Below are 18,973 nucleotides of genomic sequence, written 5' to 3' on the forward strand. Positions count from 1 at the left end.
GGCATGTCCGGAGACATGATTCCTTGGAAGGATCTGTCTCATGGGACGTCCCAGCAAGTATTCGCGCGAGCTTCGTGAGCGCGCCGTCCGTATGGTCGCCGAGGTGCGGCCCGACTATCCGAGCGAGTACGCCGCGATGATCGCGGTCGCGCAGATGCTCGGCATCGGGTCGCCGGAGACGATCCGCACCTGGATCCGCCGGAACCAGATCGACGCCGGCGACCGGCCCGGTGTCACGACCGAAGCGGCGGAGGAGATCAAGCGGCTCAAGCGCGAGAACGCCGAGCTGCGTCGCGCGAACGAGATCTTGAAGGCGGCTTCGGCTTTCTTCGCGGCCGAGCTCGACCGGCCACAGAAGCGATAGTCGCGTTCATCGAGGAGCACAAGGACCGCCGTGATGGTGGTCTGCGGTGGGGTGTCGAGTCGATCTGCGACGTGCTCACCCAGCACGGCGTGAAGATCGCCCCATCGACCTACTACGACGCGAGAGACCGTGGCCCCTCGGCGCGGGAGGTGTCGGACGAGCGGTGGAAGCCGATCATCCTCGCGACGTGGCAGAAGCAGCGGAAGGTGCTCGGCGCCCGCAAGCTCTGGCTGAGGTTGCGGCGCGATGGGCATGACATCGCCCGTTGCACCGTCGAGCGGCTCATGCGAGACCTGGGCATCGCTGGCGTTACTCGTGGACGCCGCAAGCGACCCGTCGATCGCGAACTGCGTGAGACCAGGCCCGCGGACCTCGTCGATCGGCACTTCGCCCGGCTCCGCACGAACCAGCTCTGGGTCGCCGACTTCACCTACGTCTGGACGTGGTCCGGATGGGTGTACGTCGCGTTCGTGTTCGACGCGCACTCCCGCCGCATCCTCGGCTGGCGCGCCGCCACCTCGATGACTACCCCGCTCGTTCTCGACTGCCTCGACATGGCGCTGTGGACCCGCCGACGCGAAGGCGTCGCCGGGTTCGCCGGGCTCACGCACCACACCGACGCGGGCAGCGTCTACACGTCAATCGCCTTCACCGACCGTCTCATCGATGAAGGCATCGACGCGTCGGTCGGGTCTGTCGGCGACGCGTACGACAACTCGCTCGCGGAGTCGCAGATCGGGCTCTACAAGTCCGAGCTCATCCACCACGAGGGCCCATGGCGGGACGTCGATCAAGTCGAGGCGGCGACCGCGTCCTGGGTGCTGTGGTTCAACACCGAACGCACCCACGGCTCGATCGACGACCTCACACCGCTCGAGGTCGAGCAGCTCGACTACGCTCGCATCGAACCGGTCGAGAGAGCCGGCTGACACCAGCAAACAACTCTCCGGACATGCCGGGGCGAGTCAGTCGTCGGCGTGCTCCTCGGCGTGGGAGGAATGGCGGTGACGGCCTACTTCGCTCCGACGCCTGCGCAGCCGTACATCATGGCGGTCGTGCTCTTCCTCTCGGGCTTCGCCGGCGGCCTCGTGGTCTCGCCCAACCAGACGCTCACGCTCGCGGACGTGCCGGTGCGGCGCGGCGGCGTCGCGGGATCGGTCGGGCAGCTCGGCCAGCGCATCGGATCCTCGGTCGGCACGGCGGTGGCCCTGTCGCTCTTCTACGCGACGATCTACAACGAGCGCGGGTCGGATGCGCCGCGCATGACCGTGTTCCACGACGCGTACGTCATCGGGCTCATCGCCGTCGGCATCTTCCTCGGCCTGGCTCTCGTCGCGGGCGTCGCCGACATGACCGCCCGCAGGCGCGACGAACGCTCGACGGACCCGGTCATCTGAACGTCATCCGGGCATCGAAGCGAAGCGCCGCGAGGCTCCCGGACGATGTCGGAGCCGGAACATACGGTGTGTGGCATGCGGATCCTGCACACCTCGGACTGGCACATCGGCCGGTCGTTCCACGGGCATTCCACGCTCGAGGCACTCCGCGGTGTGCTCGAGGCGCTCGCGGTGCAGGTGCGCGAGCACGCGGTCGACGTCGTCGTGGTCGCCGGAGACGTGTTCGACTCCGCCGCGCCGTCGGCGGCGTGCTTCCCGCTGCTGAGCGACACGCTGCGGGCGCTCCGCGACACGGGAGCGCACGTCGTCGTGACGAGCGGCAACCACGACTCGGCCGCCCGGCTCGGGTTCCAGTCCGCGCTGCTGCGCGACGGCGTCCACGTGCTCACCGATCCGACGTCGGTCGGCACGCCCATCACGATCGACGACGAGTCGGGTCCGGTGCACTTCTACGGCATCCCGTTCCTCGAGCCCGCGCTCGTGCGGCACCTGTGGCCCGGCGTCGAGCTGCGCACTCAGGCCGAGACGATCGCGCACGCGATGTCGCTCGTGCGCGAAGACCTCGCCTCGCGCGGCGGCCGATCGGTGGCGATCTCGCACTGCTTCGCGGCCGGCGTCGAGGCGACGCGTGGCGTCGAGCGCGAGATCCGGCAGGGGACGCTCGACGTCGTGCCGCTCGCGTACTTCGACGGGCCCGATTACGTCGCGCTCGGTCATATCCACGGGCGTCAGCGGCTGTCCGAGCGCGTCCGCTACGCGGGTGCGCCGCTGCACTACAGCTTCGGCGAGGGCGACAAGCCCCGCGGGTCCTGGCTCGTCGAGCTCGACTCATCCGGACTCGCCTCGGTCGAGTGGCTTCCCCTTCCCGTGCCGCGCCGCCTCGTCACCCTCACGGCCTCGTTCGACGAGCTGCTCACCGACGAGCGCTTCGACGAGTTCGGCGACGCGTGGGTGTGCGCGCGCTACACAGACCCGACCCCGCAGCTCGACCCGATGCGCCGCCTGCAGGAGCGCTTCGCCCACTGCGCCGCCGTCGTGCACCTGCCCGGCGCGGCCGCCTCCGCCGACCGATCGAGCTACGCGGGCCGCGTGCGCGCCGCCCGCAGCGATGCCGAGCTGTTCGACGCCTTCCTCGCCCACGTGCGCGAGGGCGAGGGGGCGAGCGCCCGCGAGGGGGAGCTCATCCGCGAGATCGTGGGCGACCGCATCGCCGCGGAGGCCCGGGCGTGAGGCTTCATCGACTCGAGCTCGAGGGCTTCGGGCCGTTCCGTGATCGGCAGGTCGTCGACTTCGACGCATTCGCCGACGACGGCATCTTCCTCATCGCCGGTCGCACGGGCGCAGGCAAGTCGAGTGTGCTCGACGGCGTGTGCTTCGCGCTGTACGGCGGAGTGCCGAGGTACGACGGTGCCGAGAAGCGGCTGCGCAGCGATTACTGCGGCCCGGATGACCCGACCGAGGTCTCCGTCGAGTTCAGCACCGGCGGGCGCAGGTGGCGGGTCACGCGTTCGCCCGAGTACGAACGGGCGAAGCGGCGCGGCACGGGCACCACGCTGGTGAGCGCGGACGCGCAGCTCGACGAGCTCGTGGGCGGCGCGTGGATCGGACGAGCATCCGGCTCGCGCCATGTCGCCCTCGCACTCGACGACGTGCTCGGACTCAGCCAGCAGCAGTTCCTGCAGGTGATCCTGCTCGCGCAGAACCGGTTCGCCGAGTTCCTCCTCGCCCGCAGCGACGAACGGCAGAAGCTGCTGCGGCGCCTGTTCGGCACGCGCACGTACGAGCAGTACCAAGAGGGGCTCGAGCAGCGACGACGCGACGCCGAGGCCGCGCTGGCGGCCGCAGGCGACGGGGTGGAACTGCTCCTCGGTGAGGCCGAGCGACTCGTTGCGGCCGAAGGCACGTGGGAGGGATTCGGAGCCGCGGGCGAGGTGCTGGAGAGGCTCGCCGCAGGCGCTGAATCGACGGATGCCCCGCCCCCCGCCTCCGCGGCGGAGGGTGCACTGTCGCCTGACCCGGGGCCGGCCGCCTCGCTCGCCGACCGGCTCGTCGACGCGGAGCGCTCGGTGCGCGCGGCGCATTCGCGGGCCGAGGTGCTCGGCGCCCAGCAGGCGGTCGCCGCAGGGGCGGGGCGTGACGCCGAGGCTGCCTTCGCCGCGGTCAAGACGCTCCACGCGAAGCAGCAGCAGCTCGCCGCGTCGCGGGCCCGGCTCGCGGCCCTCGAGCAGCGGTCCGCGAGTGTCGCCGCCGACCGTTCGCGAGCCGCGCGCGCGATCGCCGCCGAGGCGCTTCGAGCGCCGCTCGAGGCCGTCGCCGCGGCGGATGCGGCGGCGCAGGGCGCGGAGCACGCGCTCGCGACTCACCACGACGCCTGGGAGCGCGCGGGCGGCCGGGCCGAGGACGATGTCGCGCGGCTGCGCACGCTCGTCGACGAACTGACCGGGCAGCTCGCGGTGTGGGCGGCCGTCGCCGAGCAGGAGAGTGAGCTCGCGCACCTCGAGGAGCGACTCGCGTCCGACCAGGAGCGGGTCGTCGCTCTGGAGCGCGATGTCGCCGAGATCGAGCAACGCCGCAAACCCGTGCCGGAACGGCTCAAGGCGATCGACAACGAGCTTCGCGACGCGCTCGCCGACGCCGGACGCGTGGACGACCTGCGCACGCGACTCGCCTCGATCGGCGAGCGTCTGGCCGCGGCGCACGAGGCGCAGCGCCTCGAGAAGCAGCTGCGGACCGCCGACGAGGAGCATCTCGCGGCAGCCGGCCGCCACGAGTCGGCGCAGTCCGCGGTGACCGCGCTGCTGCGCCGGCGCCTCGCCAGTCACGCCGCGGAGCTCGCGATGGCGCTCGTCGATGGCGAGCCCTGCGCGGTGTGCGGTTCGACGGAGCATCCGTCGCCCGCCATGTCTTCCGACGCGCCCGTCACCGACGACGAGGTGGCTGACGTCGAGGCGAGGCGCGACCGCGCGGCCAAAGACGAGGCAGCGGCCGCCGAAGCAGCGAAGTCCGCGCGCGACGCCCACAGCAGCGCGCTGGCACGGGCGGGTGGCGAGTCGGCGGCGTCGCTCGCCGAGGCGAAGGCGACCGCGCAGCTCGCGGTCGCGGCGGCCACAGAGGCGCAGAGCCGCTGCGAGAGGCTTACCGCGGAGCGCGCGAGTCTTGTGGAACTCGATGCCGCTGCGGGACGGGAGATGGACCAGGCGACGGCCGCGCTCGCCGAGCTGCGGATGGAGATCGCCGGAGCGACCGCCGACGCGAAGACGCTCCGAGCCGCCGTGACCGGGGCGCGTGGCGACTTCGGCTCCGTGGCCGCACGCATCGCCGCGACGACGAAGCGCCGCGGGCTCGCGCTCGCGCTCATGGACGCCCTCGTCGAGCACGCCGGAGCCGAGGCGGCGCTCGCCCGCGCACGCTCCGACCTCGAAACTCGCGTCGCCGCGAGCGAGTTCGCCGACGAGGCCGAGGCCGAGGCGGCGCTCCTCGATTCGGCCACGCGCACCGCGCTGTCCGAGCGCGTGCGCTCGCACGATATCGCGCTGATGACCGAGACGGAGCGCGTACGCGACCTCGAAGCCGAGCTGGGCGATGAGGCGGACGCCGCGCCCGACCTCGACGGGGCGGGGTCGGCGCGTGATCGCGCGCTCGCGGAGGAGAGGGCCGCAGTCGAGGCCGCCGCCCGCGCCGCGCAGACGGCCAGGCGCCTCGATGACCTCGTCCATCGTGCCGTCGAAGCGCAGGACGGGGTCGCGGAGCTCGCGGCCGAGTGCGAGGCTGTCTCGCGACTTGCGAACACGGTGGCCGGTCGACCCCCCAACACGCGACGGATGACTCTCGAGTCGTTCGTGCTCGCCGCCGAGCTCGAGGAGATCGTGGAGGCGGCCAACCTTCGGCTCGGCGAGATGTCGAGCGGGCGCTACCGCCTTCAGCACAGCGACGCACGGGCCGCGCGGAACGTCGCATCCGGACTCGGGCTCGAGATCATCGACGCCCACACGGGGCAGGCGCGGCCGGCACAGTCGCTGTCTGGTGGCGAGACGTTCCTCGCGTCGCTCGCCCTCGCGCTCGGCCTCGCCGAAGTCGTGACGGCACGTGCGGGAGGGGTCCGCCTTGACACGCTCTTCATCGATGAGGGATTCGGCTCGCTCGACGAAGCGACCCTCGACCTCGCGATGCGAACCCTCGACGAGCTCCGCCAGGGCGGGCGCACCGTCGGGCTCATCAGTCATGTGGCGGCGATGAAGGAGCAGCTGCCGGCGCAACTCGTCGTCGAGGCGACGGCCCAGGGCCCGAGCCTCGTCAGGCACGAGACGGTCTCGGCGACGGTCTGACGCGGCGGAGAGTCCGCGAGGCGGGGTGGTCGGTCTTCGAGCGCCCGGACGCGAGCGACACGCCCGGGATTCAGCCTCGATTTGCCGCGCCTCCGCGAGCCACGTACAGTAATACGTGTTCGCCCCAAAGGGAAGAGCGCTGAGGCTGAGAGCCCCGCCCCCTCAAGTGGAGAACCACCCCCCATCCGATCAGTTCTCCTTGTGAGACGTGACCTCCGGGTCTAGGATGAGGAGTCCACTCCGTGGACCGCGGTCATCGGCTGCCGACGAGATCTGAAGATCTCGAGCAGACCGGTTCGACAGACGGAACGGGGCGGACGAACAGGAAGTCGCCCCTCGGGCACGGTCGCGAGACCCGACCGTGGGAGCGTCCGATCCTTGAGAACTCAACAGCGTGCACTTGTCAAATGCCAATTTATTTCCGCTGGCCATTTTTTGGTTGGTGGGGGTTTTTGGATCAATTCATGGATTGTCAGTGATGGCATTCTGTTTTGGTCATGATTGAACTCGCCGAGCCTGGTCTGTTGATTGGGTTTGGTTTTCGTTTTTTACGGAGAGTTTGATCCTGGCTCAGGATGAACGCTGGCGGCGTGCTTAACACATGCAAGTCGAACGGTGAACATGGAGCTTGCTCTGTGGGATCAGTGGCGAACGGGTGAGTAACACGTGAGCAACCTGCCCCAGACTCTGGGATAAGCGCTGGAAACGGCGTCTAATACTGGATATGTGCTCCTGCCGCATGGTGGGGGTTGGAAAGATTTATCGGTCTGGGATGGGCTCGCGGCCTATCAGCTTGTTGGTGAGGTAATGGCTCACCAAGGCGTCGACGGGTAGCCGGCCTGAGAGGGTGACCGGCCACACTGGGACTGAGACACGGCCCAGACTCCTACGGGAGGCAGCAGTGGGGAATATTGCACAATGGGCGCAAGCCTGATGCAGCAACGCCGCGTGAGGGATGACGGCCTTCGGGTTGTAAACCTCTTTTGGCAGGGAAGAAGCCTTCGGGTGACGGTACCTGCAGAAAAAGCACCGGCTAACTACGTGCCAGCAGCCGCGGTAATACGTAGGGTGCAAGCGTTATCCGGAATTATTGGGCGTAAAGAGCTCGTAGGCGGTTTGTCGCGTCTGCTGTGAAATCCCGAGGCTCAACCTCGGGCCTGCAGTGGGTACGGGCAGACTAGAGTGCGGTAGGGGAGATTGGAATTCCTGGTGTAGCGGTGGAATGCGCAGATATCAGGAGGAACACCGATGGCGAAGGCAGATCTCTGGGCCGTAACTGACGCTGAGGAGCGAAAGGGTGGGGAGCAAACAGGCTTAGATACCCTGGTAGTCCACCCCGTAAACGTTGGGAACTAGTTGTGGGGTCCTTTCCACGGATTCCGTGACGCAGCTAACGCATTAAGTTCCCCGCCTGGGGAGTACGGCCGCAAGGCTAAAACTCAAAGGAATTGACGGGGACCCGCACAAGCGGCGGAGCATGCGGATTAATTCGATGCAACGCGAAGAACCTTACCAAGGCTTGACATACACTGGAAACGGCCAGAGATGGTCGCCCCGCAAGGTCGGTGTACAGGTGGTGCATGGTTGTCGTCAGCTCGTGTCGTGAGATGTTGGGTTAAGTCCCGCAACGAGCGCAACCCTCGTTCTATGTTGCCAGCACGTTATGGTGGGAACTCATGGGATACTGCCGGGGTCAACTCGGAGGAAGGTGGGGATGACGTCAAATCATCATGCCCCTTATGTCTTGGGCTTCACGCATGCTACAATGGCCGGTACAAAGGGCTGCAATACCGTGAGGTGGAGCGAATCCCAAAAAGCCGGTCCCAGTTCGGATTGAGGTCTGCAACTCGACCTCATGAAGTCGGAGTCGCTAGTAATCGCAGATCAGCAACGCTGCGGTGAATACGTTCCCGGGTCTTGTACACACCGCCCGTCAAGTCATGAAAGTCGGTAACACCTGAAGCCGGTGGCCTAACCCTTGTGGAGGGAGCCGTCGAAGGTGGGATCGGTAATTAGGACTAAGTCGTAACAAGGTAGCCGTACCGGAAGGTGCGGCTGGATCACCTCCTTTCTAAGGAGCACTGCACCCTTTGGGGTGTCAGAGCCGGTTTCGGGACGAATGTTTCCGGCCGGAGCTCATGGGTGGAACGTTTGACGAGGCTCCTGTCGGGGGGTTCTGGCTTTAGTACGCTGCTTTCGGGTGGTGGGAACGGGTTGGGGTGTCCCGGGTGGGGGCGTGCACGCTGTTGGGTCCTGAGGGACCGGGCGCACACCGGTTGGTGTGTGGCTTGGGGCCTCTGGGCCTTTTCTGGTCGCTGCGGTTGTGGTGGCTGGGGGAGGATCCCGCCCGTACTTTGAGAACTACACAGTGGACGCGAGCATCTTGAAGAGCTCACCCTTCGGGGTGGGTTCGAAACGATAGACGATTCCTTTTGGAATTGGCTCATGTGATTTCAAGTCTTTAAGAGCAAACGGTGGATGCCTTGGCATCTGGAGCCGAAGAAGGACGTAGCAATCTGCGATAAGCCTCGGGGAACTGATAAGCAAGTTTTGATCCGAGGGTGTCCGAATGGGGAAACCCCGCCAGGCGCAGTGATGTGACCTGGTGACTCCCGCCTGAATATATAGGGCGGGTAGAGGGAACGTGGGGAAGTGAAACATCTCAGTACCCACAGGAAGAGAAAACAACAGTGATTCCGTGAGTAGTGGCGAGCGAAATCGGATGAGGCTAAACCGGGCACGTGTGATAGCCGGCAGGCGTTGCGTGTTCGGGGTTGTGGGACTTTCCGTGTCATCCTGCCGGGTGGCGAACGTGATGCGTCGATATAGGTGAACGGTCTTGAAAGGCCGGCCGGAGAGGGTGTGAGCCCCGTAACTGAAATGTCGGACGCAGCGTGGAGAGGATCCCAAGTAGCACGGGGCCCGAGAAATCCCGTGTGAATCTGTCAGGACCACCTGATAAGCCTAAATACTCCCAGATGACCGATAGCGGACAAGTACCGTGAGGGAAAGGTGAAAAGTACCCCGGGAGGGGAGTGAAATAGTACCTGAAACCGTTTGCTTACAAACCGTTGGAGCCTCCTTAGCAGGGGTGACAGCGTGCCTTTTGAAGAATGAGCCTGCGAGTTAGCGATACGTGGCGAGGTTAACCCGTGTGGGGTAGCCGTAGCGAAAGCGAGTCTGAATAGGGCGATTCAGTCGCGTGTCCTAGACCCGAAGCGAAGTGATCTATCCATGGCCAGGCTGAAGCGACGGTAAGACGTCGTGGAGGGCCGAACCCACTTAGGTTGAAAACTGAGGGGATGAGCTGTGGATAGGGGTGAAAGGCCAATCAAACTTCGTGATAGCTGGTTCTCTCCGAAATGCATTTAGGTGCAGCGTTGCGTGTTTCTTGCCGGAGGTAGAGCTACTGGATGGCCGATGGGCCCCACCAGGTTACTGACGTCAGCCAAACTCCGAATGCCGGTAAGTGAGAGCGCAGCAGTGAGACTGTGGGGGATAAGCTTCATAGTCGAGAGGGAAACAACCCAGACCACCATCTAAGGTCCCTAAGCGCGTGCTAAGTGGGAAAGGATGTGGAGTTGCTTAGACAACCAGGAGGTTGGCTTAGAAGCAGCCACCCTTGAAAGAGTGCGTAATAGCTCACTGGTCAAGTGATTCCGCGCCGACAATGTAACGGGGCTCAAGCACGCCACCGAAGTTGTGGCATTGACATTATTGGTAGGCCTTCGTGGTCCAGCCGTGTTGATGGGTAGGAGAGCGTCGTGTGCCGGGTGAAGCGGCGGGGTGACCCAGCCGTGGACGGCACACGAGTGAGAATGCAGGCATGAGTAGCGAAAGACGTGTGAGAAACACGTCCTCCGGAAGACCAAGGGTTCCAGGGTCAAGCTAATCTTCCCTGGGTAAGTCGGGACCTAAGGCGAGGCCGACAGGCGTAGTCGATGGACAACGGGTTGATATTCCCGTACCGGCGAAGAACCGCCCCAACCAATCCAGTGGTGCTAAGAGTCCTAGCCGGCATGCGGCTGATCCCTTCGGGGTGACGCGGTGCCCGGTGAACGCTCGACCCCATGCTGGTGCGGTTAGCGTATTAACAGGTGTGACGCAGGAAGGTAGCCCAACCCGGGCGATGGTTGTCCCGGGGCAAGTGCGTAGGCCGAGTCATAGGCAAATCCGTGACTCATCCAGGCCGAGACACGATGCGGATGAAAAGTGGGTGATCCTATGCTGCCAAGAAAAGCATCGACGCGAGGTTCCAGCCGCCCGTACCCCAAACCGACTCAGGTGGTCAGGTAGAGAATACCAAGGAGATCGAGAGAATCGTGGTTAAGGAACTCGGCAAAATGCCCCCGTAACTTCGGGAGAAGGGGGGCCATCCACCTATTAGGACTTGCTCCGAAAGGGTGTGGTGGCCGCAGAGACCAGTGGGTAGCGACTGTTTACTAAAAACACAGGTCCGTGCCAAGTCGCAAGACGATGTATACGGACTGACGCCTGCCCGGTGCTGGAAGGTTAAGAGGACGGGTCAGCCGCAAGGCGAAGCTCAGAATTTAAGCCCCAGTAAACGGCGGTGGTAACTATAACCATCCTAAGGTAGCGAAATTCCTTGTCGGGTAAGTTCCGACCTGCACGAATGGCGTAACGACTTCCCAACTGTCTCAACCACGAACTCGGCGAAATTGCATTACGAGTAAAGATGCTCGTTACGCGCAGCAGGACGGAAAGACCCCGTGACCTTTACTACAGCTTGGTATTGGTGTTCGGTGTGGCTTGTGTAGGATAGGTGGGAGACTTTGAAGCGGATACGCCAGTATTCGTGGAGTCGTTGTTGAAATACCACTCTGGTCACTCTGGATGTCTAACTTCGAACCGTGATCCGGTTCAGGGACAGTGCCTGGTGGGTAGTTTAACTGGGGCGGTTGCCTCCCAAAAAGTAACGGAGGCGCCCAAAGGTTCCCTCAACCTGGTTGGCAATCAGGTGTCGAGTGTAAGTGCACAAGGGAGCTTGACTGTGAGACTGACAGGTCGAGCAGGGACGAAAGTCGGGACTAGTGATCCGGCAGTGGCTTGTGGAAGCGCTGTCGCTCAACGGATAAAAGGTACCTCGGGGATAACAGGCTGATCTTGCCCAAGAGTCCATATCGACGGCATGGTTTGGCACCTCGATGTCGGCTCGTCGCATCCTGGGGCTGGAGTAGGTCCCAAGGGTTGGGCTGTTCGCCCATTAAAGCGGTACGCGAGCTGGGTTTAGAACGTCGTGAGACAGTTCGGTCCCTATCCGCTGCGCGCGTAGGAAGTTTGAGAGGATCTGACCCTAGTACGAGAGGACCGGGTTGGACGAACCTCTGGTGTGCCAGTTGTTCCGCCAGGAGCACCGCTGGTTAGCTACGTTCGGGATGGATAACCGCTGAAAGCATCTAAGCGGGAAGCCGGCCTCAAGATGAGACTTCCATACCCTACGGGGTGAGAGGCTCCCAGCCAGACGACTGGGTTGATAGGCCAGATGTGGAAGCACGGCAACGTGTGCAGCTGACTGGTACTAATAAGCCGACGACTTGACAACACATTCTTCTCGGCCCCACCCCACCGGGTGGGGAAGATGACTCGCGTCCACTGAGTGGTTCCCGATGTACGGACGGAACCCACCACAACCCAACAAGTTGTGACACCGAACAACACACATCGACAGTTGTTCCGGCGGCCATAGCGAAAGGGAAACGCCCGGTCCCATTCCGAACCCGGAAGCTAAGCCTTTCAGCGCCGATGGTACTGCAGGGGAGACCCTGTGGGAGAGTAGGACACCGCCGGACACCCACCACCCCGAATGGCCACCACACCGGTGGCCATTCGGCGTTAACAACACAAACGAACAGCGCAGCCCGCAAGGCGATAAGGAGAAGCATGTCGGACGAAAGAGAGTCCCGTGAGAAGCGACCGCGTCCGCGGTACGCCGCGGCAGACGACGGAAACCGACAGCGCTCCGATCGTCCTTCCGGCCGCGGCCGTGAGAACTCCGGCCGCGAGCACAGTGCTGATCGAACCGACTCGTCCCGCCGTGAGCGTTCCGGTGGCGACGGCGGCGGCACAGACCGTCGGCCATCCGGCGGCGGTGCGCGCGGCGCTGACCGCACGTCCTCGGGCCGGCCAGCCGGAGGCAAGTCGTACGGCGACAAGTCGTACGGCGACAAGCGCTACGGCGATAAGCGCACTGGCGACAAGCCGTATGGCGACAAGCGCTACGGCGACCAGCGCACCGGCGACAAGCACACCGGCGCCGGCCGCCCGGACGGGCAGAAGCCGTACGGCCAGAAGCCGTACGGGGCGAAGAAGCCCTACGGCGGCAAGCGCTTCGACGATCGTCCGAGCGACGACCGGCGCGCGGCATCCGACAAGCCGTACGGGGAGAAGCGCGCCGGCGACCGACCCTATGGGGACAAGCGCGCATCGGGCCGACCGCCCTACGGCGACAAGCGCGAAGCCGGTCGACCGCCGCATGGCGCCAAGCGGGACGCGGGCGGGGCGCGCAAGGGCGAGTACCGCGGTGACCGACCGTATGGCGACCGCCGCGAGTCGGGTGCGAGCCGCGACAGCCGACCCGGCACGCCCCGCTCTGGCCAGCGCCGCGACGACCGCTACGGCGGGCCCACGGGTCGTCCGCCCCGCGCGGGTTCCCGCGACGACCGCTCGCGCGAGCACGTTCGCGACACGGAGGAGCGGGTGCCGCGGCATCCGGCCCCTCCGATTCCGGAGGATGTGACGCCGCGAGACCTCAACCCGGCCGCGCGCAACGAGCTCAAGACCCTCAGCAAGGAGAACGCCGAGAACGTCGCCCGCCACCTCGCGATGGCGGCAGCCCTAATCGACGACGACCCCTCGCTCGCCCACGAGCACGCGCTGGCCGCCGTCCGCAGCGCGGGGCGCATCGCCGTCGTGCGCGAGACGGCGGCGATCACCGCGTACGCGATCGGCGACTACGCATTGGCGCTGCGGGAGCTGCGCACCTTCCGCCGGATCTCGGGCCGCGACGATCAGATCGCGCTGATGGTCGACTCCGAGCGCGGTGTCGGTCGTCCCGACCGCGCGCTCGAGCTCGGGCGCAGCGTGGACCGCTCCGCGCTTGCGCCCGCGGTTCGCGTCGAGCTGGCGATTGCGATGTCGGGTGCGCGCCTGGACCTCGGCCAGACCGAGCGGGCGCTGCTCGAACTCGACATCCCGGAGCTCGACCCGGACCGCGCGTTCGAGTGGAGCCCCGCGCTGTTCTCGGCTCGGGCCGCCGTGCTCGAGGAGCTCGGTCGCACGGACGAGGCGCAGGAATGGCAGCATCGGGCCGTCGTCGCCGCAGAGGCGATTGACGACGCATCCGGCGTCGCCGACAGCGAGACGATCCTCATCGAGGAAGTGGCCGAAGAGCCGGACGCCGAGGAATCTGTCGAGCCGACTGACGACGAGCCGGCAGAGGTCGAAGCCGCCGACGACGACGCGCAGGGCGGGGCATCAGGATCAACAGGTTCGACCGGATCGGCCGCCGCCGCCGCCGTCGTCGACGAAGACTCCGAGTGATCAAACGCCCGCCGGGCGCCGAACCGCATACGCGATCGGCGCCCGGCGGGCGTTTCGCGTTCGAGAACTACTCCGCGAGGTGCTGGCGCGCCGCGTTCACGATCGCGTCGTAGAGCCGGTTGGCGTGCTCCTCGGTGAAGATGCCGTCGGACATGCCGACCATCGACGAGACGAAAGGCCCGCGGTTCGCGGCGATCTCGGCGTCGTCGAGACCGACGAACGGCGTGCCGAGCATCACCAGGGTCTCGTCGCTGTAGACGCCGGCGACTTCCTCTTCGGTGATCCCGGGCACCGCGTCCTGCACGATCGCCAGGATCTCGGGACGGACGATCGCGAGGTATGCCGCCTGGTCGTAGGTGCCGGCTGCGGGCGCCTCGTCGTCGACGACCTCTTCGCCGGTCGTCGTGCCCTCGTCGGCAGCCTGGTCGTCGGTCGTGACATCCGATGAGGTGACGGATTCCTCGACAGCGGTGGCGGCCGCGCTCACGCCCACGAGCACGACCGAGAAGATGAGCGCCGCGACAGCGGCGAAGCCGCCGAGGACCGAGATCACGAGTGCGGCGATGCCCAGGCCCTTGCCGCCCTGACGCTTGTTGGCGAGCACGACGATGCCGAGAACGAGCGAAGCGAGCAGGACCAGACCGCCGAGCAGCGCGAACAGGAATGAGACCCCGACCAGCGGTAGGAACCCGAGGGCCACGAGGACGATCCCGGCCACGGCGACGGCGAGCGCCACGATGCCGAGGACCTTCGGGCGGGCATCCGCAGCGGGTGTGATCGGAGCCGCTCCGTAGACGGCGGTCGCCTGATCGTTCGGGGAGGGATAGGCCGCCGTCTGCTGTTCGGGCGGGTACGGCTGGGTCGGCTGGTCGAGAGCCGGTTCGGTGGGTGTGGACATGCTGTTCCTTGGTGTGAGGGACGCTGCGAAGGCGCAAGCGATCAAGGCTATCGCGCCGCGGCCTCACCGCCCGCCGCCGACAGGCCGCACGAGGAGCCGCCGGCGGTCGCGCATCCACCGGTGCCGCGTGCGCCCGTACTCCTCACGCGTCGCGAAGCGGTACCGGTAGGTCACGACCCGCACCCAGTTCGGCCGTTCGCCGTCGAACGGATCGTGCGCGAGCAGCCGCAGCGTCGGGCGATCCGCCTCGAGGAGGCGGACGAGGAAGGTCGTGAACCACTCCTCGATCGGCCGCCCGAGCGGCAGGAACCACATGAGCCAGTCGAGGCGGAGATGGTACGGCGCGAACTGCCGGGGCATGCGGAACACGTCACCGGGCTTGCCCTTGAACTCGTACGCGTGCCAGGTCGCGGCATCCGGGTCATCATCCATCGTCCCCTCGACGATGTATTCGATCCGCTCCTTCGTGACCGTCCCGAACGCGCCGTACGCGTTCGCGAGCTGCCAGCGGTTGAAGCTCGCGTTCATGAGCTGCCTGCGCGCCATGAGGTTCTGCGCCGGCCACCAGCTCAGCACGATGAACAGCAGCGTGATCGCCGAGGTCACGATCACCCACCAGAGGGGCAGGCCGTCGACCAGCCACGGCGGGTCGCTTGGTGGCGGAGCCGATTCAGAGCGGATGCCGGGCAGCCCGACCGCCGAGAACCCGAGCACGATCGTCGCCCAGTTCAACCACGCGAAGTTGCCTGTGATGACGAGCCACGCCTGCGTGCCGATCACGACCACGGCGGCGATTGCGCCGATCATCGCGGGAACGGGGCCCGGGACCCAGAGCCCGAGGATCGGCGCGAAGAGGAACCACGGCGCCACGAGCTGCGCGAAGTGGTTGCCCAGCACCTCGAACTTGTGGAACCACCGCGGCAGCAGGTGCGCCTGCCGGCTGAGCGGACCGGGCATGGGCTGCGTCTCGTGGTGGTACGTGAGCGCGGTGAGGTCGCGCCACTCGCGTCCGCCGCGGATCTTGATCATGCCGGCGCCGAACTCGAGCCGGAACAGCAGCCACCAGAAGAGAACGATGATCCCGGTGGCCGGAGGCTGGTCGTCCGAACCCAGAAACGCCGCGAGGAAGCCCATCTCCAGCAGCAGCATCTCCCAGCCGAAGGAGTAGAAGGTCTGGCCGATGCTCGTGATCGACATGTAGCCGAGCCACAGCGCGAGGAAGCACAGCATGGGCACCCACGGCGGTCCGAGCTGGGGGAGGCCCGCCACGAGCACCGCGGCGATCGCGATCCCCGTCCAGCACAGGATGACGAGCCGCCGGTCGGTGTAGGCGACGTATCGGAAGAGCGTCGGGCGCAGGAGGCGGCCGCGGGACTTCGCGGAGGCGGCCCATTGCAGCAGGCGCGTCGCGGGCTGCAGTCCGCACTCGCCGAGGAGCGGACGGAACTGGTTGAGCGACGAGATGAACGCGACCAGGAACAGCGCGGCGGTGCCGCGCTGCAGCACCTGCCGCGCGAACTCGAAGTCGACTGCTGCGAACCCGTCCATGACTCACGCGGCCCGCCGGCGCCCACCTCGGGCCGTAACGACATCTTCGCACCGCGCCGCCCGCGTCGCACGAGTCGAGGGGGTCGGGTTCGCGGCGCGCGGCGGGGGTCATTCCGCACGTGCCGCGGCTTGGCCATGATGAAGGCACGTGGCATCGGGATCGGAAAGGGGCGGCGATGGAATCGGTACAGCTCGATACTCCGGCCGGCATCACTGCGCGTCTGGGTTGGGATCCGAAGATGACGGAGCACGATCGCAAGCGCGTGCTCGCGAAGGAGCTCATCTCGGCACGCCTCCGCATCGAGGCGGACGACGTCGCGGTGATCCGCGAACAGCCGACCCGTTTCGGCCACCGCACGGAGCTCTACTGCGAGGTCGACGGTGAACAGGTGCCGCTGGTGATCCGCAACACGAGCTTCCGCGCCGCGACCGTTGTGGCGGTCGCGGACCCCGACATCGCGTTCGGTCTCGACCTGCGCGACGCGCATCCCGACGAGCCGACGCTCCGCGAGATGCGCCGCCACTCGCACCTGTTCGACGAGAACGACGTGCCGTCCCTCCTCGAGCACTGGACGCGGGTCGTCGCGATCCGCGAGGCCGACGGGCGCAAGAACCTCATCCGCGGCGACAACGTGCGGCTCAACTCGACGCGCACGAAGGGCTGGGTGCCCGACCGGAAGACCCAGTACGAGCTCGTGGACCTGTCGCGCGACGGGTGGATCATCACGCTCGCGTGGGCGAAGCGGGACGACTGAGCACCTACGCGCGCAACTCGTCCGGAAGCGCCGCATCGAGCTCGGCGAGCCAGGTGGTGGCCGTTCCGTCGGACGGCGCGCGCCAGTCGCCGCGCGGCGAGAGCGCCCCGGCGGGCGACACCTTCGGTCCGTTGGGAATCGCCGAGCGCTTGAACTGGGCGAAGGCGAAGTACCGCTGCAGGAACACGCGCAGCCACTTCACCACGGTCGCGAGGTCGTACGCGTAGCGGTCGTCGTCGGGGAATCCGGGAGGCCAGGCCCCGGCATCCGCATCTCCCCACGCGTGCGACGCGAGGAACGCGATCTTCGACGGGCGGAACCCGTATCGCAGCACGTGGAACAGCGCGAAGTCGTGCAGCGCGTAAGGCCCGATGCGGTCCTCGGTGGACTGCATCTCGCCGTCCTGCGTCATCGGCACGAGCTCGGGGCTGATCTCGGTGTCGAGGACGGACTGCAGCACGCGCGCCGCTTCGGGCGTGAGCTTCGTCGAGCCGTCGACGCCCTCGCCGTGCGAGATGACCCAGCGGATGAGGTGCTGGATGAGGGTCTTCGGCACCCCCGCGTTCACCGCGTAGTGGCTCATGTGGTCGCCGACGCCGTACGTCGCCCAGCCGAGCGCGAGCTCGGACAGGTCGGACGTGCCGATGACCATTCCCCCGTGATGGTTCGCGAGGCGGAAGAGGTAGTCGGTGCGGATGCCGGCCTGCACGTTCTCGAATGTGATGTCGTGCACCGCCTCACCCTCCGCGAACGGGTGGCCGATGCGCTCGAGCATCTCGGTCGCGAGCGGGCGGATGTCGATCGTCTCGATCGACGCGCCGACCGCCTCCGCGAGTGCGATCGCATTGGACTTCGTGTGGTCGCTCGTCGCGAAGCCGGGCATCGTGTAGGCGAGGATGTCGCTGCGCGGCCGGCCCATGCGGTCCATCGCGCGCGCGACGACGAGCAGCGCGTGCGTCGAGTCGAGGCCGCCGCTCACCCCGATGACGGGCTTCGGCGCCCCGATCGCCTCCATGCGGCGCACGAGCCCCGACACCTGGATGTTGAAGGCCTCGTAGCAGTCCTGCGCGAGTCGCTCGGGGTCGTCGGGCACGAACGGGTACCGGTCGAGCGTGCGCTTCAGCCCGATGTCGTGGGCGGGCGGGTCGAGCTCGAAATGGACGGTGCGGAAGAGCGTGGCATCCGTCCGTCTGTTGTCGTCGAAGGTGCCCTGTCGGATCCGGTCCTGACGCAGCCGGTCGAGGTCGACGTCGGCGACGCTGCGTCGAGGCCCGTCGGGGAACCGCTCGGTCTCGGCCAGCAGGTTGCCCGACTCGTAGATCATCGTCTGGCCATCCCACGACACGTCGTTCGTGGACTCGCCCATGCCCGCGGCGGAATACGCGTACGCGGCCAGGCAGCGGAACGACTGCGACTGGCACAGCGTCTTGCGGTCGTCGGCCCGCGCGATCGTGATGGGGCTGCCCGAGAGGTTCGCGAGCACCGTCGCGCCCGCGAGCGACGCGCGCGACGACGGCGGGATCGGCACCCACACGTCTTCGCACACCTCGGCGTGGACGACCAGACCCGGCACGTCGAGGGCCTCGAAGAGCAGGTCGGGCCCGAACGGCGCCTCGAGCTCACCCACTCGGATGTCTTCGCCGACCTGGTCGTCGCCCGGCGCGAACCAGCGCCGCTCGTAGAACTCGCGATACGTCGGCAGGTACGACTTGGGCGCGACGCCGAGCAGCTCGCCGCGGTGGATGACGAGGGCGCAGTTGTAGATGCGGTTCCGGTGGCGCAGCGGCGCGCCCACGATGAGCATCGGCAGGAGATCGACGGATGCCTCGACCAGCTGCTCGATCGCAGCGACTACGCCGTCGAGCAGGGCGTCCTGCATCACGAGGTCCTCGATCGAGTAACCCGACAGGCACAGCTCGGGGAAGATCGCGACGGCGACGGCCTCGTCGTGGCACTCGCGCGCGGTCTCGAGAACCGCCCGTGCATTCGCGACCGGGTCGGCGAGCGATACGGGGATCGTGCACGCGGCGACGCGCGCGTAGCCGTGACGGTATGCGCTCTCGAACGGCAGGGCGGTGATCACGCCCCCAGTCTTGCAGGTGCGAACGACGTCGTGTCGGATGCCG

The 18,973-nt window shown here is 66.6% G+C and carries 9 protein-coding genes and 3 rRNA genes; 9 read left to right on the top strand and 3 right to left on the bottom strand.

Annotated elements, in window-relative coordinates; all coding sequences use genetic code 11:
- Positions 1 to 40 precede the first annotated feature (40 nt).
- The 8 genes from BJ991_RS05630 (at position 41) to BJ991_RS18355 (ending at position 13,646) form a co-directional block, all read left to right on the top strand.
- Positions 41 to 1,293 (top strand): IS3 family transposase gene (locus BJ991_RS05630; RefSeq protein ID WP_179488225.1). Its coding sequence is split into 2 segments (ribosomal slippage): positions 41 to 323 and positions 323 to 1,293, totalling 1,254 coding nucleotides; the frame shifts between segments, so codons are not numbered across the junction.
- Between the two features lie 75 nt (positions 1,294 to 1,368).
- Positions 1,369 to 1,761, top strand: coding sequence for an MFS transporter (locus BJ991_RS05635; RefSeq protein ID WP_179488226.1), 393 nt, complete (start codon positions 1,369 to 1,371; stop codon positions 1,759 to 1,761).
- 75 nt (positions 1,762 to 1,836) lie between these two features.
- A complete protein-coding gene (locus BJ991_RS05640) occupies positions 1,837 to 2,991 on the top strand; it encodes an exonuclease SbcCD subunit D (RefSeq protein ID WP_179488228.1) in 1,155 nt (384 codons plus the stop codon).
- Complete coding sequence (locus tag BJ991_RS18780) at positions 2,988 to 6,086, top strand: AAA family ATPase (protein ID WP_179488230.1); 3,099 nt, start codon at positions 2,988 to 2,990, stop codon at positions 6,084 to 6,086. The genes BJ991_RS05640 and BJ991_RS18780 overlap by 4 nt, the downstream gene beginning before the upstream one ends.
- 547 nt (positions 6,087 to 6,633) lie before the next feature.
- Positions 6,634 to 8,157: ribosomal RNA gene (locus BJ991_RS05650) — 16S ribosomal RNA — on the top strand.
- A 380-nt stretch (positions 8,158 to 8,537) separates the two neighbouring features.
- Positions 8,538 to 11,649 (top strand): 23S ribosomal RNA (locus BJ991_RS05655).
- Positions 11,650 to 11,779: 130 nt separating this feature from the next.
- Positions 11,780 to 11,896 (top strand): 5S ribosomal RNA (rrf, locus tag BJ991_RS05660).
- Together the 16S, 23S and 5S rRNA genes form the textbook arrangement of a ribosomal RNA operon.
- A gap of 91 nt (positions 11,897 to 11,987) precedes the next feature.
- Positions 11,988 to 13,646, top strand: coding sequence for a primosomal protein (locus BJ991_RS18355; RefSeq protein ID WP_246301038.1), 1,659 nt, complete (start codon positions 11,988 to 11,990; stop codon positions 13,644 to 13,646).
- A gap of 67 nt (positions 13,647 to 13,713) precedes the next feature.
- Here BJ991_RS18355 and BJ991_RS05670 read toward each other — a convergent pair whose 3' ends face one another.
- Complete coding sequence (locus BJ991_RS05670; RefSeq protein ID WP_179488232.1) at positions 13,714 to 14,544, bottom strand: hypothetical protein; 831 nt, start codon at positions 14,542 to 14,544, stop codon at positions 13,714 to 13,716.
- Positions 14,545 to 14,607: 63 nt separating this feature from the next.
- Positions 14,608 to 16,092, bottom strand: a complete 1,485-nt coding sequence (locus tag BJ991_RS05675) for a lipase maturation factor family protein (protein ID WP_179488234.1) — start codon at positions 16,090 to 16,092, stop codon at positions 14,608 to 14,610.
- A 239-nt stretch (positions 16,093 to 16,331) separates the two neighbouring features.
- On the opposite strand from BJ991_RS05675, the gene BJ991_RS05680 reads away from it, so the two are divergent.
- Entirely contained in the window at positions 16,332 to 16,847 is a 516-nt protein-coding gene (locus tag BJ991_RS05680) for a hypothetical protein (protein ID WP_246301039.1), read from the top strand.
- Positions 16,848 to 16,851: 4 nt separating this feature from the next.
- On the opposite strand, the gene BJ991_RS05685 is transcribed toward BJ991_RS05680, so the two are convergent.
- The gene (locus BJ991_RS05685; RefSeq protein WP_179488237.1) at positions 16,852 to 18,930 is read right to left on the bottom strand and encodes an NAD(+) synthase; all 2,079 of its coding nucleotides are present in this window, start codon (positions 18,928 to 18,930) and stop codon (positions 16,852 to 16,854) included.
- Positions 18,931 to 18,973: the final 43 nt, after the last annotated feature.

Origin of the sequence: Microbacterium immunditiarum (assembly GCF_013409785.1) — a bacterium.
Lineage (GTDB): Bacteria > Actinomycetota > Actinomycetes > Actinomycetales > Microbacteriaceae > Microbacterium > Microbacterium immunditiarum.

Bases quoted from the DNA above. Each gene is read 5' to 3' on its own strand.
- BJ991_RS05670 (WP_179488232.1), bottom strand. From the start codon at position 14,544: ATGTCCACACCCACCGAACCGGCTCTCGACCAGCCGACCCAGCCGTAC.
- BJ991_RS18355 (WP_246301038.1), top strand. From the start codon at position 11,988: ATGTCGGACGAAAGAGAGTCCCGTGAGAAGCGACCGCGTCCGCGGTAC.
- BJ991_RS05675 (WP_179488234.1), bottom strand. From the start codon at position 16,092: ATGGACGGGTTCGCAGCAGTCGACTTCGAGTTCGCGCGGCAGGTGCTG.
- BJ991_RS05680 (WP_246301039.1), top strand. From the start codon at position 16,332: ATGACGGAGCACGATCGCAAGCGCGTGCTCGCGAAGGAGCTCATCTCG.
- BJ991_RS05640 (WP_179488228.1), top strand. From the start codon at position 1,837: ATGCGGATCCTGCACACCTCGGACTGGCACATCGGCCGGTCGTTCCAC.